Source organism: Chitinophaga tropicalis (assembly GCF_009758205.1).
GTDB lineage: Bacteria > Bacteroidota > Bacteroidia > Chitinophagales > Chitinophagaceae > Chitinophaga > Chitinophaga tropicalis.
This window is the reverse complement of the sequence record NZ_WRXN01000011.1, coordinates 155,497-170,100: the sequence shown is the minus strand read 5'-3', so window position 1 is coordinate 170,100 and position 14,604 is coordinate 155,497. Positions and strand designations below refer to the sequence as shown.

Genomic DNA, 14,604 nt, shown 5'->3' with positions numbered 1-14,604 from the left:
TATCATAAACATAAATGTTTAATCAATGAAAACGATAACAATCGAAGGACAACTCAGGAGCGAATATGGCAAAAAAGCCACCCGCCAGGTACGTTCTGAGGGACAAGTGCCTTGTGTTATTTACGGGGGTGCAGAAACCGTAAGTTTTTCAGCTCCGGCTACAGCTTTTAAAAATCTGGTATACACTCCTGATTTTCAGCTGGCTGAAATTAAATTAGGTAGCAAAACCTACAGATGCGTACTAAAAGATCTGCAGTTTGACGTTGTAACAGATGAGCTGTCTCACATCGACTTCCTGGAGCTGATAGAAGACAAACCAGTATCAGTTACCCTGCCTATCAAGATCACTGGTCAGTCTGAAGGTGTAAAAGCCGGTGGTAAACTGGTTGTAAAGATCAAAGCGCTGAAAGTAAAGGCCCTGCCTAAATACCTGCGTGAGAACATCGAAGTGAACATCGACAAGCTGGAACTGAATGGTAACATCCGTGTTGAAGATGTGGTAGCTGAAAACGTAGAGATCCTGAACTCTCCCCGTATTCCTATCGCTTCCGTAGTAATGACCCGTCAGTTACGTCAGGAAGAAGCGGCTGCAGACACTAAAAAGAAATAATTTTCTTTTAAATATTTGTAGAAGGTCCCGTCCTGCAAGGCGGGACTTTTTCTATTTTTGCCCAGCATTGAGGATCTAAACAGCAATTTGATGAAATACCTGATAGTTGGATTAGGCAACATCGGAGCGGAATATGAACATACCCGTCACAATATTGGTTTTGATATTGCAACTGCTTTCGTAGCCAAGCATGGTGGCGTTTTTAAGAGTGACCGCCTGGCTGATGTAGCAGAATGCAAATGGAAGGGCCGGACATTTGTGGTGGTGAAGCCTACTACTTATATGAACCTTAGCGGTAAAGCTGTGAAGTATTGGATGGATAAGGAGAAAGTACCACTGGAAAACCTGCTGATCCTTGTGGATGATCTGGCATTGCCTTTGGAGGTATTGCGTTTGCGTCCTGGTGGTAGTGATGCCGGACAGAATGGTCTGAAAAGTATTCATGAGTCCCTCGGTACCAATCAATATCCCCGCCTCCGTTTTGGGATCGGTAATAACTATCCTAAAGGAAGACAGGTAGATTTTGTATTGGGGAAATGGCCGGCAGAGGAATGGAAAATTGTGACGGAGAAAATAGAGGTATGTACAGAGATCATAGAAAGTTTTGCTGCAGTTGGATTACCACGTACTATGAATGCCTACAACAATCTCAGTTTTCCCCGGGATAAACAGTAATTTAATCTGTTCATTAACCATAAATCAAGAATCGCCCAGACATGAAAATAATATGCGTTGGTAGAAATTATGCAGATCATGCGAAGGAGCTGAAAAACGAGGTGCCGTCAGAACCGGTGATTTTCATGAAGCCTAAGAATGCCTTGTTACAGAACAATCATCCCTTTTACTATCCTGAATTTACTGACAACCTGCATTACGAATGCGAACTGGTGTTGCGTATCAGCAAGAATGGCAAGCATATCCAGGAAAAATTCGCAGATAAGTATTATGACCAGATAGGAATAGGCATCGATTTTACTGCCCGGGACCTGCAGGAGAAACAAAAGCAGAAAGGATTACCCTGGGAGATAGCCAAGTCATTCGATAACTCTGCAGTAGTAGGACAATTCATTCCTATTACCCCCGAGCTGGACAAGAAAGATATTAATTTCTGTCTGTATAAGAACAAGACACTGGTGCAACAGGGTAATACAAAAGACCTGCTGTTCTCTTTCGATTACCTCGTTGCGTATATCTCTAAATTTTTTACCCTCAATATCGGCGACCTGGTATTTACAGGTACTCCGGCGGGAGTTGGTCCGGTAGAGATCGGCGATACGCTGGAAGGGTTTATTGAAAATGATAGTCTGCTGGAATTTATGATCAAATAAAGGCCGGCTTCCTTTATACAAAAACGCTTTTGCCGGGAGGCAAAAGCGTTTTTGGCATTTTATGGTATATTATTATATATCACATCCAATATCCGGGTAAGCTCAACATAATCTGCTTCCGTCAGGTCATGCCACCCTGTTTTCCTCATTTCCAGTACCAGGGGTCTTACATCCTTATATTTCTCTGTCCCTTTAACTGTCAGCTGCAAAAACACTTTTCTCCTGTCCTGAGGGGACCCTTCTCTTACCACCAGTTCCTTTTTCACCAGTAATTCTATTATCCTGGAGACAGTGGTAATATCCTTCGAAGTCAGCCTGGCAAGCTCATTGTGAGTGATTTTCTTGTGTTTATAGAGGTTTTCAATCAGCAGCCACTGATCCACTGTAATATCCTTCTTATGGGCATCAAATGTTTTCTGCCAGTAATTACGTATCCGTTTTAGGGTTGCATCCAGCTTAAAAAAAGAGGGATTATTTACAAAAGTATCAGGCATAATAGTTAATTTGCAGTAGCAATAGTTGTATCAGCAACTAAATCTGTTTACGACATTAAATCAATAATTCCGTGTTTAAAGATAGTGTAAGCGTTCCAACTTTTAAAGCTGCTAATGAAGGAAAGGAACGCCCCTCAGCAAAACAGGGTATGTTATTGAAGGCTTACCGCCTCATGTATCAGGCAGCTTGTATGGCAGCTGTTTATGAAGAGAACCGCCCCGTTTGTAAATATGTACATTCCACGTCACGCGGCCATGAGGCCATTCAGATAGCGGCAGGCATGCAGCTTATGCCCTGGGATTATGCAAGTCCTTATTATCGTGACGACAGTATGCTGCTGGCAATGGGTTTCACGCCTTATGAACTGATGCTCCAGCTCCTGGCTAAAGCAGATGATCCCGCTTCTGCGGGCCGTTCCTATTATTGTCATCCCAACAGTCTTGATCCTGACAAGCCCTGTATCCCACATCAGAGCAGTGCCACCGGTATGCAGGTCATTCCGGCCACTGGCATGGCGCAGGGGATTAAATACCTGGAGCAGTCGGGCGCAGCCGTTCTTCGTAAAGGACCGAAGGGAGAAGCGCCTGTAGTGCTGTGTTCCCTTGGGGATGGCAGTGTTACAGAAGGGGAGGTGAGTGAAGCCTGGCAAAGCGCTGTGCTATGGGAGCTGCCTATTATTTACCTTGTCCAGGACAATGAATGGGGGATTTCTGTCAGTGCAGATGAAGCAAGGGCTATGGACGCCTATGAATATGCTGCCGGTTTTAAAGGAATGGAGCGTATGCGTGTGGATGGCAGTGATTTTGAAGAATGCCTTCATGCTATGAATGCAGCTATCAGCTATGTCAGACAGGAGCGGAAGCCTATCCTGGTACATGCCTGTGTTCCTTTGCTGGGGCACCATACTTCGGGTGTCCGTAAGGAATGGTATCGTCCGGCAGATGATCTGGCGCTTCATGGAGCAAAAGACCCGTTGCCTCTCCTGCGGATGCGGTTGCTGGAAACGGGTATGTCGGCAGATGCCCTGCTTTCTCTCGAAGCCGACATCCGTAAGAACATTGATCTTGATTTTGACCGGGCAAAAGAGGCGCCTGAGCCGCTGGCAGATACTGTGAACCAGCATGTGTTTGCTCCTGCAACTGTTACAGCTGAAAAGGGTATCCGTATGCCTGAGGCAGGAACTAAGGTCATGATGGTGGATGCCGCATTACATGCAGTAGAAGAAATATTGCATGACTTCCGGGAAGCTATTTTCTTTGGTCAGGACGTTGGCGGCCGTTTAGGAGGTGTATTCAGAGAGGCCGCCACACTTGCAGAAAAATTCGGTGACAACCGTGTTTATAATACCGCCATCCAGGAAGCCTATATTATAGGCTCGACATCCGGCCTTTCAGCTGTGGGGGTAAAACCCATAGTAGAGATCCAGTTTGCAGATTACCTGTATCCTGGCTTCAATCAACTTGTTACGGAGATCTCAAAATCCTGCTATCTGAGTGCTGGGAAGTTTCCTGTCCAGACGCTGGTACGTATACCTATCGGCGCTTATGGAGGGGGAGGTCCCTACCACTCGGGCAGCGTGGAATCTACTTTGCTCAGTATCAAGGGGATCAAGGTTGTTTATCCTTCTAATGCTGCCGATATGAAAGGATTGATGAAAGCTGCTTTCCTTGATCCAAACCCGGTGGTGATGCTGGAACATAAAGGTCTTTACTGGAGTAAGGTGCCTGGTACCCAGGGAGCCATCACTGTAGAGCCGGCAAAAGATTATGTGATTCCGCTGGGTAAAGGCAGGGTAGTGCAATCGGCTCATCCGCGGGATGTAAAGAAGGGAGATACGATCTGTATCATTACCTATGGTATGGGCGTGTATTGGTCGCTCGCCGCTGCGGCAGCTTTCCCTGGTCAGGTAGAGATCATAGATCTTCGTACTCTTTTCCCGTTAGATGAAGAACTGGTATTCAATACAGTCAATAAACATGGCAAATGCCTGGTACTCACAGAAGAACAGCTCAACAATTCTTTTGCCCAGGCGTTTGCCGGTCGTATACAGCGGAACTGTTTTAAATCGCTGGACGCCCCGGTATTTACCCTTGGCGCCCTCGACCTGCCGGCAGTTCCGATGAATGTTATTTTGGAAAATGCTATGCTGCCTAATCCGGAAAAAGTGAGGGCGGTGATAAAAGAACTATTAGCATATTAAAAGTTTTTGTGTTTAACTTTTGGCTTTTAGGATTTTCCGATTATCTTTGCACTCCCGTTTTGAACAAGACGTGGTTATGGCGAGGTAGCTCAGGCGGTTAGAGCGCAGGATTCATAACCCTGAGGTCAAGGGTTCAACTCCCTTTCTCGCTACAGAATAGAAAAGGCTTTCAGCATTGCTGAAGGCCTTTTTGTTGGGAATATTAGTTGTAACCATTTATTAAGTTAACAACCACCTGCACAATTATATCTTTTTCATCTGGTTTACTTTCGGCAATCATAAGCGTAAGTGCTACTAACGCATTATCTGCAATACGTTTAGATCCATTCTCCCGATAAAGAATATTATTCTTCTCAAGAAACCATACGAACAGGAAAGCGGCGATTCTCTTATTCCCATCTGAAAAAGAATGGTTCTTTACAACGAAATATAAGAGATGTGCGGCCTTCTCTTCAATACTAGGATATAACTCTTGTCCTCCAAAAGATTGATAAATTGTTGAGATAGAACTTCGGAAAGATTCATCTTTTTCATTTCCAAATAAATTACTTCCTCCAAATTTATTTCTTAGCCCATAAATAGCTTTTGTTGCTTCTTCATAGGTGAAGACAAAAGATTCATGGAGATGGATAGCTTCAATTTTCAAATTGCGATGGTCGTATTTATCTAAAACATCCAGCGCATAAGTATAGTCTGTAATAACTTTTAATAATCCCGTAGCTTCATTAGTTGATAATTCCTGCGTGCCTGCAATATTGCCCATTAGTCGCACTGTTTGTTTTAGTGCTTCGAATTGCTGTTTTTGTTCGTGCAGACGCTTTTCGTTCAAGGCATAGCCTTTAATCAGATATTCTTTTAGCACTTTGCTGGCCCATATACGAAACTGAATGCCTCGTTTGGATTTAACCCGATATCCTACTGAAATAATTACATCCAATGAATACTGATCAATCTTACGCTTAATGGCTCTTTTGCCTTCATTTTGAACTGTCAAGGATTCCTTGACAGTTGCATTTCTTTCAAGTTCTCCTTCATTGAAAATATTATTTATGTGTAAGCTAATGTTCTGTTTGCTGCTTTGAAATAATTCAGCCATCTGATTTTGAGAGAGCCAAACAGTATCCTGATCAAGAGTAACATCTATAGATGTCTCCCCATCGGATGTCTGATAAATAACTATCTGATTATTTTCCATTATCATTTATCTTATTACTATGAAGGTAGCATATCCATAGCTAGAGGTGGTTAAAAGTTTCTATATCCTTCACTAACAGGTTGGATAGTTCTTCCTTTCTCGCTACAAGATGGCAAAGGCTTTTAGAGAACTTCTCTAAAAGCCTTTTTGTTTTGGTCGGAATTTCTTCAAACTATTCATTAAGTGAGACACGATTCCGGACCAGGTTGAACATGTTAATTCTATTTGGTGATAAAAGCCAGGATACGCCATCTTCTAATTGTTTAACATGCCAGATCGTAATTCCTGCTGTAAGTTCCCCCGTCAGACTACGCTGCAACATAAAAGGAGGAATCCACATGAGTTCTATTTTCCCGTCACCGTCCCAGCCCGCATCCAAAAATATTTCCCTTGCTATACTGATATATTCCTCCGTGTTTTTAAACACTCTTCCGGATTAATGGTGAAATTCAGATTATCTATCCACTGATACTCTTGCACGCTAAAAGTTCTTAAGGTCTCTGGCGGATAGGTTATTATTTTACTTTTATCTCTTTGGCTATTCATAATATTTTGTACTTTCTTTCTATGCTGTTTTCCGGATTTAAGTAATGTACTTTTAGTGATCTTAAAGTGATTTCGCTTCCTGCAGGCTTTCGGCAAGCCGGGTTAAATGTGAGGCATCTTCTACTTTAGGCGAGGATACTGAGACTGAATCAACTCTCTTGTTGGCGTAATAGACTATTAACTGTTCTTTAAACCGGATATCAGAGATATAGTTTCTTAATGGAACAACATCACTGAAACTTATTTTCTTCCCATTTTTTGTTACAAAAAACAGCTTTTTTGTTGCTGTATCTTCTTCAACTTTTACCAGTTGATTCTTTATCTCCCAAAAATCGTTATATGTGGTTGACATAATTAATTTTGTATCGCCTGAAGACATTAACCCGTAACTATCGAAAGCCATATTGTCAAAGTTCCTGCTGATAACTAATTTCAAACTATCTACATTCTTCGTTTTATCAAATTTTTCTAAAAATTCTTTTTGGAAAATAATTTCATCGATCAGCGCACTATTTGATACGATGCTATCTGTGCGATAATAGTATTGAATTGAATCCTGAATAATTTTAATTGCCTCGGGCCATAGCTTTGATTGGAAAAGAAGGGAATCTGTAAGATTTAAGAATGAACTATTATCCCGCTCACAGACCATCGGGATCTTAGCAACAGATACATGTTTAATTGTTATAAGTTTGCCGGTCTGGTTTTTAGAAGAATAATTGCAACTTAAGAACGACAATAGAACCACTGTCTTAAGGATTGAATTTCTCATATTGCAAATGTCTATGTTTCTGCTATTTTACGTAAATTTCTTCAGAAGAATAATTGGTTAGATATTTGCCTGATCTTGATATTAAAAGGGGAAGCCCATCTTTAAGAGCTTTTTTATAACTTAGTATTAGGCGGAGACTATAAAGTTAATATTTCAGAATACCCGAAAAAGAAAAATATGTCAATAACAAAAGAATCGGAATTAGTGGGAATGCAAAAAGCAAGTGAAGCTGTTGCATACACCTTAAAGGAGATGATTAATTATGCCCAACCCGGTATGAGCACAAAAGAGCTTGATGAATTTGGAGCTAAGATCCTATCGGACTTTGGTGCAAAATCAGCGCCATATCTGACATACGGATTCCCGGGCTGGACATGCATAAGTGTCGATAATGAGTTTTGTCACGGAATTCCTACGGATAGGCGCATTTTAAAAGAGGGAGACCTGATAAATATTGATGTTTCTGCAGAACTTGCCGGATTCTGGGCCGATAATGGAGGTTCCTTTGTTCTTGGAGAAGATGTGAATCAACATCAAAAATTAGTCAACGCTTCCAAAGAGATCCTGCGTAAAGCAATCAGTAACATAAAGGGAGGGGTAAAGATAGCAGATATTGGCCATCTTATGGAAACAGAAGCTAAGAAGCATGGTTACAAGGTTATTAAGAACCTTGGTGGACATGGAATTGGCCGGGGACTTCATGAAGATCCTGATCAGCTGTTGAATTATAAAAACCGTTTTGACCAAAGGAGATTCAGGAAGAATTCAGTCGTAGCAATAGAAACGTTTATTTCAACGTCATCTAACTATGCAGTTGAGCTCAATGACGGATGGACGATGGTAGGCGACAGGGGAGGGTATATGGCACAACATGAGCATACCATTGTCGTTACCGATGGAAAGCCTATAATACTAACGGAAGTGAACGGAATATTTAATTAAAGTTTAGGACTCCAGTTGGCCCAGACTTACCTATGTCAGAGCCCTTTTCAGAGTCTTATTGAACTTTGTGAGAGGTATTGATTGTAGCAAATGGTTTTATCTTTTCTATCAATATAGTGAAGCCAATGCCTAGCGTGTAAGAAAGTATGTCTGTCCAGGTGAAATAATTGCCAATAACAATATTGGCTATCCGCGAATGTTCAAGCCCGATCAGCTTTACCAGGTTAAAATACTGCATGATTTCTACGAGGTATGAAAATGCCAGCACTGCCAATGCTACTGGTATCACGGGTGCCTGAAGGAAGCTGCGTACAAAACAGTATATCAGGATAACTACCAGGAAATCCCCGACGTAAGGACGGATAAAGCCATCGTGCAGATAAATGGCGATAAGGACTTCGGTTATAAAAATCAGTATCGTCAGGATGACGTATATGTAGTTAAAACGTAGTTTCATAGAGATAATTTAGGATTTTTCATTTATTGCCCCCTGGCTGCTTAGCTGTCGTGATGGAAGTGATTAGTTTCGTCAAACCGATCTCTGTATTTATTTATCGGAATCTTCTACTGAAAGCTACATTTTTCGATAATAATGTTTTTGTATACGGCTACAAATTAGTGTTTTAATGTATAAATTAATATAATTCCAGTCTTTATATTTATGAGATATTTCCGGAGATATAAGTTTTGGGTTTAAATAAAAAAGGTGTCTCAGAAATAATTGAGACACCTTTTTATTTAGGTACGCTATATACCTTCACAATCTCACAATCCCATGTTTTATCGCATATACCGCCAATGTAGTCCTGTTCTTTACCTTTAACCGCTGAAATAGCGCCTCCCTGTACCCATCTATTGTTTTAGGGCTCAGGTTCATCTTATCCGCAATCTGATAATAGGTCATATCTGTAATAACCAATTTAAGGAACTCCCGCTCATTTTCTGATAGATTGGCTGACGGATGACTGGGCTTGACAACACCATTCAGGTTCTGGTTAAGGACCTCCGTAGCGATGTCAGAATAATAAAATCCATTATTTGCAACTGTTTCCAATGCCTGGTGCATATCTTCTACTTCTATGTCCTTCGAAAGATAACCCTTTACTCCTAAACGCAGCATACGTAGGATTTTATCTTCTGATTCAACCATTGAAACTACCAGGATTTTGATGGAAGGGTGTGTACGCTGTAGCCAATCTACTGCTTCAAAACCGTCAATATCCGGCATCTCAATATCCATCAGAATAATATCAGGAAACGGTGGCTCTTTCATTTTCTCTTTCAGCCCGCCACCATTCTCTGCTTCAAACAGGATGTTGTACTTATTTTGTGTGTCGCCGAGGTTAATAAGTTTGATCAGGCCTTTACGGAAGAGGTTGTGATCATCTACCAGTGCAATATTGAGTTTTGGGGTGGCGCTTTTCATATCGGGAGTGATTTAAGTATTTCGGGGTGAGGTATATCTATCGTTACTACAGTTCCTTCACCAAAGGTACTTACAATATTGAATTCCGCATTAATAAGGGCTGCCCTTTTCCGCATGTTTAACAGTCCTGTACTTTGTTTGTCGCCGCTCTGCTGTAATGCTTCCTGAACATTGAACCCTGACCCATTATCAGCAATGGTCAGTGAGAACCGGTCCGGCAGGAAGGAAAGTAATGTAGAGATCCTGGACGCTTTTGAATACTTCACAACATTATTCAATACCTCCTGGCAAAGCCGGAAGAGAATAATTTCATGTTCCGGCAGCATCCGGTATTCTTCACCTGCCCGGGTGACAACTGTTTCATACTTCCTGGTTTTGGACAGTCGGCTCAATTCATTATCTAATGCTTTTATAAAGCCGATGTGAATGATATGATCTGTATTCAGGTTCGCACTCAGCGCTTTTAGTTCGCTCATCAGCTGCTTGGCTAATGATTTTGTTTCAATGATGTTTTCACGCTGGTTTGCAGATATCTGTGGAAGTATCTCTGAAAGATTGATATTGATCAGAGAGACCAGGTGACTAAAATTGGCATGTAATTCTTTGGAGATATGATCAAGGGTTTGTTCCTGTATAGCCAGTTTGGATTGCAATAATGTTTGATTAAAGGTTTCGCGTAACTCCATCAACTCCTGTTGATGTCGGAATCTTTTTCGCTGATAGATGAACAGAAAATATATGATAGCGAAGCTAAGACCCAGAACAGTAGCAGTCGATATGATGATCGTTAGTGAGGTTGCGTAGGCTGAGGTTTGCATAAGAAGCTTATTAAATAACATGAACACAATAATAAATTTAGTGTATCATTAATAGGTAAAAACAATAGCAACAAAGACAGATAGTCTTTTTGCATGTTCATGAAGCCCAGCATTATTAAGAAGGGAAGTGAAGCTGCATGGTATAAGAATGTTCCTAAGAGCATCCAGACCAGAGGCTCTTTTTGTAATATAATGAAGCTGGTTTCCTGTAGCAGCTGTTTGAAGTAATAAAGACATAAAATGATGATTGGGATATGTGAGAAGATCACATTATAGGTGTTGTATTGAAATGGCCCCTGGATGAAGAAATAGTTGATCAATCCGAATATTATCAGTGCTAAGCCTCCAAAAGATATTACCCTTTTTATCCCTGGTGAATACAGAATATGATGGAAAAAAGCTAATAGAATTCCAAGGCGTATTATGATGAACAAATTATAGATCCAAAAGTTGTTCTTCGAAAAATGCCAGGAAAACATATTGTAGATATTCCATCTCCATACCATGGCAAACAATTCTGTTAGTAAAGACAGGATCACTAACATGGCGAAAAGCCTATAAGGCTTAGGCCATTTCTGCCAGAAACTTTTCAGGCAAAAAATGGCGCTAAGCGATAGAGGGACAAAATATAAATATTCATATCTGAAGGGAACCGGCATTCACTCAAATTACGGAATGTTACTCATAAAAATCATCATCACAGCGGGGAGGGCAGGGTAACCCTAAGTTAAAATCTTTAATATCTTCTACAGAACCATCTCCGGGAAAGAGGATAACTTCTCTTTCTAAAGATGCCCTTTCTGCATAGTTAGCTTCATGTTCTAATATCACATTGCTGTGTGTAACGGCATTTCCTACCATTTTTTCCCGGGTGGAGGTGAACAAAAGACATAACTGTCCTGCAAACTGGTGTCCTTCTTCGTACATACCAAAATGGATCCTGATACCATCTCCTCCGGCAAATTCTATCTCTTCCAGCAACTTCACAAAATGTTCCTTTGAATACCAGATTGATCTTGTATCGGGTTTACCTAACGCCTGACTAAGCAGATTGTGTTTCTGTTTTTGAAACCGGGTGATGCGGTCGGCGGAAAGCTTTTTTCCTACATAGAAAAAGGGTAGTGGTTTTGTAGTTACATGGTGTTGCATAAATAGATTTTTTGTTGAAAAAAGGGGTTGAGAAATTGTTTACGGTGCTAAGCTATGTATTCATTTGCCTACAAAAATCAACGGAAATCAAATACCGGAAAAATCCTCCCACGCTCAGAAGGGTTTCTCCCGGGGGGGATAAAAAAAGGGGATTTTTCCCCTGTCATACAGGTTTTTTCCTTCATGAAGCTTTGTAATCTTTGGTTTGTTAAAATGATACTCCTCATGAGAAAAGCACTGATTGTCGGCATTAATGATTATCCGGGAGGTGCAAGATTAAAAGGCTGTGTTGATGATGCAACAAAAGTGGCAGAATTGCTGGATGCAAATGCCGATGGCTCCCCAAATTTTGATGTGATGCTTAGCACAAATGTAAAGACAAAGGAAACCCTGAAATCTCTGATCCATAATGTCTTTAAGAATGACGACGAAGTGAGCCTTTTTTATTTTTCAGGCCACGGCTGTATAACAGATACGGGCGGTTATATCATAACGCCCGATTTCAGTCGTCATGATGAAGGTATTTCAATGGATGAAATACTGAAGCTGGCCAGCCAGTCTGCTGCGAGGCATAAAATAGTACTTCTTGATTGTTGTCACGCCGGCGCCATGGGGATACCTGCTTTGCCTGGTAACAGTGCAGCTTTTTTAGAGCAGGGAGTGATCATCCTGGCATCCAGCCGTAGTACTGAAGCATCAGTTGAAATTGCAGGACAGGGAGTATTTACCAGCTTATTGATAGATGCGTTGAAAGGAGGTGCGGCAGATATAGGCGGCGAAGTGACTCCGGGAAATACCTATAGTTATATTGATAAAGCGCTTGGCAGCTGGAAACAAAGACCCGTTTTTAAAGCGAATATTGTAAGAACTGTTAGTCTGCGAAAGGTGAATCCGGTAGTTGCTTTACCAGAGCTGAGGAAACTGAAGGAATATTTTCCTGAAGCCGGCTATATATATCCGCTTGATCCCAGCTACGAGTATACAACGGCAACGCCGGATACTGATCACATCAATATATTTAAGATCCTTCGCAGAATGCAGTTGATAGGTTTGATTGAACCGGTAGATGAAGAATATATGTACTGGGCTGCCATGAATAGTAAAGGATGCAGGTTAACCTCGTTAGGGACTTATTATTGGAAATTAATAAAAGACGGAAGGATATAACCTCAAAATGCAAATCCCTGTAAGCAATGAAGAGGCACTTTAAATATGATATCGCTATCTCTGTTGCAGAAGAAGATAAAGAAGTGGCAGAGCTGATCGCTGCAGAATTAAAGAAGAAAAAGATACGCTGTTACTTTTATGAAGAAGAAGCAGTTGCCAGCTGGGGGGAATATATTATCAACCTTACAAAAGATTCTTTTGGGGGGAATGCCAGATATGTATTGATGATAACCAGTAGTTCTTTTGTACAGAAGTATTGGTCCAATGTAGAACGGCAATGGGCGCTGGCAAATAAAGCGCGTATTCTGCAATTAAGACTTGATGATACAAAAGTTGATGGTATTTCCATGCATGTGGTACATCGTACCTGGGAGAATAACCCTGAGAAGATAGCTGATATCCTTGAAAAGAAAATTGCCAGGCAAAAGCGTTTAGAATCCCGTAATCTCATCAGGACATATGTGGTGATGATAGCGGCGATGGGTATAATTTTTCTGGTTTATTGTGTTTACAGAATATGTACTGGGCCTGAGCCCCGGCGGGAAATGAAGAAAGTATTGGTGGCGCCCCCCGCTTTAAGTACCGGAACTGATCCATTCTATATTAGTGAAACGGAAGTAACAGTAGCTCAATATAGGCGATTTTGTATTAGTCAGAAAAAGAGTCTCCCTCTACAACCCCCAGTATCAAATGATAATTATCCTGTTGTTAATATAACATGGTTTGAAGCTGAGGCATTTTGTGAATGGGTAAATGGGCGACTTCCTACCCAGGTAGAATGGGAACTTGCAGCGAATGCCGGACAGGCGTTCAAATACAGCGGTAGTAATAATGCCAGTAACGTTGCGATCTATAACAAATCGTACCCAGGTATAGCAGCCAGGAAAGCTTCAAATGCATTGGGCCTGTTTGATATGACTGGTAATGCTGCTGAATGGTGTGATGATTGGATAGATACTTCGGCTACCTGGAAGGCTGTGAGAGGAGGATCGTATAAAAGTAAGATTAAGCCAGTGAATGAACTTGCTATTGCTTACCCTGACAAGGAATGTCCCGATGCCCGTCAACCCTATATTGGCTTCAGAGTTGCCTGGAATAAATGAAAATTAAAACCACTATAATATGAGCAATCCCAAATTCGAAATCACTAAGCCCCACGCCCAGTTTTATTTCAATCTCAAAGCTGGTAACGGAGAAATCATCTTAAGCAGCGAAGGATACACAGCTAAACGATCTTGTGAGAATGGCATCGCATCTGTGCAGAAAAACGCTCCTGATGATGACCAATATGACCGTAAACATAATAATGGCAGCTATACATTTGTTCTGAAAGCTGGTAATGGTGAGCCTATAGGCCGTAGCGAAAGTTATACAAGTGCTGCGAGTCGTGATGCCGGAATTGAATCTGTGAAAAGGAATGCTCCCAACGCCTCTGTCGTTGATCTGACTTAGTACTCTGGGGATGCAAATAGAACCGGCGAAGACCAAAATACCGTGCCTTTGCCGGTCTTTTCTCTTCATATAATATTAACCCTTAAAGCACTTATAATATGTCATTAACTCCGGAATTAAAAGCTCATTTCCTCAACCTGTATCATATGGCACTGGCAGATTCCCATGTTGATATAAAGGAATTGGAAATGTTATACCGTATTGGAGAGGCAAGAGGCGTAAGCCGCTCTGATATAGACACTTTACTGTTACAGCCGGGTCAGCCCGAATTCTCTCCTCCTGAAACTGTTTTAGAAAAGATAGACTGCCTGTACGATCTCAGCCTGATAGCCTGGGCAGATGGCATTTTAGATGAAGAGGAGAAAGAAACCCTGATGCGTTACTGCATTCGGTTTGGATTTAAGGATGAGAATATTACTCAGATATGTGAATTCCTGCTGGATGAAGCTGCTAAAAACACTCCCAAACACCAGATATTATCTACTGTTTCTCAAAATCTTTAAT

At 41.3% G+C, this 14,604-nt stretch carries 16 protein-coding genes and 1 tRNA gene; 10 read left to right on the top strand and 7 right to left on the bottom strand.

Features of this window, described 5'->3' with window-relative positions:
* Positions 1 to 25: 25 nt before the first annotated feature.
* The 3 genes from GO493_RS22510 to GO493_RS22500 all read left to right on the top strand — a co-directional run bounded on the left by GO493_RS22510 (position 26) and on the right by GO493_RS22500 (position 1,938).
* Positions 26 to 610 (top strand): 50S ribosomal protein L25, encoded by a 585-nt coding sequence (locus GO493_RS22510; RefSeq protein WP_157308479.1) that lies wholly within the window; start codon positions 26 to 28, stop codon positions 608 to 610.
* A gap of 90 nt (positions 611 to 700) precedes the next feature.
* Positions 701 to 1,285 (top strand): aminoacyl-tRNA hydrolase, encoded by a 585-nt coding sequence (gene pth / locus GO493_RS22505; RefSeq protein WP_157308478.1) that lies wholly within the window; start codon positions 701 to 703, stop codon positions 1,283 to 1,285.
* Positions 1,286 to 1,326: 41 nt separating this feature from the next.
* Positions 1,327 to 1,938, top strand: a complete 612-nt coding sequence (locus GO493_RS22500; RefSeq protein ID WP_157308477.1) for a fumarylacetoacetate hydrolase family protein — start codon at positions 1,327 to 1,329, stop codon at positions 1,936 to 1,938.
* A gap of 59 nt (positions 1,939 to 1,997) precedes the next feature.
* On the opposite strand, the gene GO493_RS22495 is transcribed toward GO493_RS22500, so the two are convergent.
* Positions 1,998 to 2,432, bottom strand: a complete 435-nt coding sequence (locus tag GO493_RS22495) for a MarR family winged helix-turn-helix transcriptional regulator (protein WP_157308476.1) — start codon at positions 2,430 to 2,432, stop codon at positions 1,998 to 2,000.
* Positions 2,433 to 2,503: 71 nt separating this feature from the next.
* On the opposite strand from GO493_RS22495, the gene GO493_RS22490 reads away from it, so the two are divergent.
* Both GO493_RS22490 and GO493_RS22485 read left to right on the top strand, forming a co-directional pair.
* The gene (locus tag GO493_RS22490; RefSeq protein WP_317165456.1) at positions 2,504 to 4,633 is read left to right on the top strand and encodes an alpha-ketoacid dehydrogenase subunit alpha/beta; all 2,130 of its coding nucleotides are present in this window, start codon (positions 2,504 to 2,506) and stop codon (positions 4,631 to 4,633) included.
* A gap of 78 nt (positions 4,634 to 4,711) precedes the next feature.
* A tRNA-Met gene (locus GO493_RS22485) sits at positions 4,712 to 4,785 on the top strand.
* Positions 4,786 to 4,835: 50 nt separating this feature from the next.
* Here the strand turns inward: GO493_RS22485 and rhuM are convergent.
* Positions 4,836 to 5,828: a virulence protein RhuM/Fic/DOC family protein gene (gene rhuM / locus GO493_RS22480; RefSeq protein WP_157308475.1), complete on the bottom strand. Its 993-nt coding sequence runs from the start codon at positions 5,826 to 5,828 to the stop codon at positions 4,836 to 4,838.
* Positions 5,829 to 6,435: 607 nt separating this feature from the next.
* The gene (locus tag GO493_RS22475) at positions 6,436 to 7,146 is read right to left on the bottom strand and encodes a hypothetical protein (protein ID WP_157308474.1); all 711 of its coding nucleotides are present in this window, start codon (positions 7,144 to 7,146) and stop codon (positions 6,436 to 6,438) included.
* A 177-nt stretch (positions 7,147 to 7,323) separates the two neighbouring features.
* Here GO493_RS22475 and map point away from each other — a divergent pair, with 177 nt between their 5' ends.
* A complete protein-coding gene (gene map / locus GO493_RS22470) occupies positions 7,324 to 8,088 on the top strand; it encodes a type I methionyl aminopeptidase (RefSeq protein ID WP_157308473.1) in 765 nt (254 codons plus the stop codon).
* A gap of 55 nt (positions 8,089 to 8,143) precedes the next feature.
* On the opposite strand, the gene GO493_RS22465 is transcribed toward map, so the two are convergent.
* The 4 genes from GO493_RS22465 to GO493_RS22450 form a co-directional block, all read right to left on the bottom strand.
* Positions 8,144 to 8,545 (bottom strand): ribosomal maturation YjgA family protein, encoded by a 402-nt coding sequence (locus tag GO493_RS22465; RefSeq protein WP_157308472.1) that lies wholly within the window; start codon positions 8,543 to 8,545, stop codon positions 8,144 to 8,146.
* A gap of 300 nt (positions 8,546 to 8,845) precedes the next feature.
* Complete coding sequence (locus GO493_RS22460; protein WP_157308471.1) at positions 8,846 to 9,514, bottom strand: response regulator transcription factor; 669 nt, start codon at positions 9,512 to 9,514, stop codon at positions 8,846 to 8,848.
* Entirely contained in the window at positions 9,511 to 10,200 is a 690-nt protein-coding gene (locus GO493_RS22455; RefSeq protein ID WP_157308470.1) for a sensor histidine kinase, read from the bottom strand. The genes GO493_RS22460 and GO493_RS22455 overlap by 4 nt, the downstream gene beginning before the upstream one ends.
* Positions 10,201 to 11,010: 810 nt before the next feature.
* On the bottom strand, positions 11,011 to 11,481 hold the full coding sequence (locus tag GO493_RS22450; RefSeq protein WP_157308469.1) for a hypothetical protein: 471 nt from the start codon (positions 11,479 to 11,481) through the stop codon (positions 11,011 to 11,013).
* 225 nt (positions 11,482 to 11,706) lie between these two features.
* Here GO493_RS22450 and GO493_RS22445 point away from each other — a divergent pair, with 225 nt between their 5' ends.
* The 4 genes from GO493_RS22445 to GO493_RS22430 all read left to right on the top strand — a co-directional run bounded on the left by GO493_RS22445 (position 11,707) and on the right by GO493_RS22430 (position 14,603).
* A complete protein-coding gene (locus tag GO493_RS22445) occupies positions 11,707 to 12,648 on the top strand; it encodes a caspase family protein (RefSeq protein ID WP_157308468.1) in 942 nt (313 codons plus the stop codon).
* Between the two features lie 26 nt (positions 12,649 to 12,674).
* Positions 12,675 to 13,751 (top strand): SUMF1/EgtB/PvdO family nonheme iron enzyme, encoded by a 1,077-nt coding sequence (locus tag GO493_RS22440; protein ID WP_157308467.1) that lies wholly within the window; start codon positions 12,675 to 12,677, stop codon positions 13,749 to 13,751.
* A 19-nt stretch (positions 13,752 to 13,770) separates the two neighbouring features.
* Entirely contained in the window at positions 13,771 to 14,100 is a 330-nt protein-coding gene (locus GO493_RS22435; RefSeq protein ID WP_157308466.1) for a YegP family protein, read from the top strand.
* 98 nt (positions 14,101 to 14,198) lie between these two features.
* Positions 14,199 to 14,603 carry a tellurite resistance TerB family protein gene (locus GO493_RS22430; RefSeq protein ID WP_157308465.1) on the top strand — a complete coding sequence of 135 codons (405 nt, stop codon included), beginning with the start codon at positions 14,199 to 14,201 and terminating at the stop codon, positions 14,601 to 14,603.
* Position 14,604 lies beyond the last annotated feature (1 nt).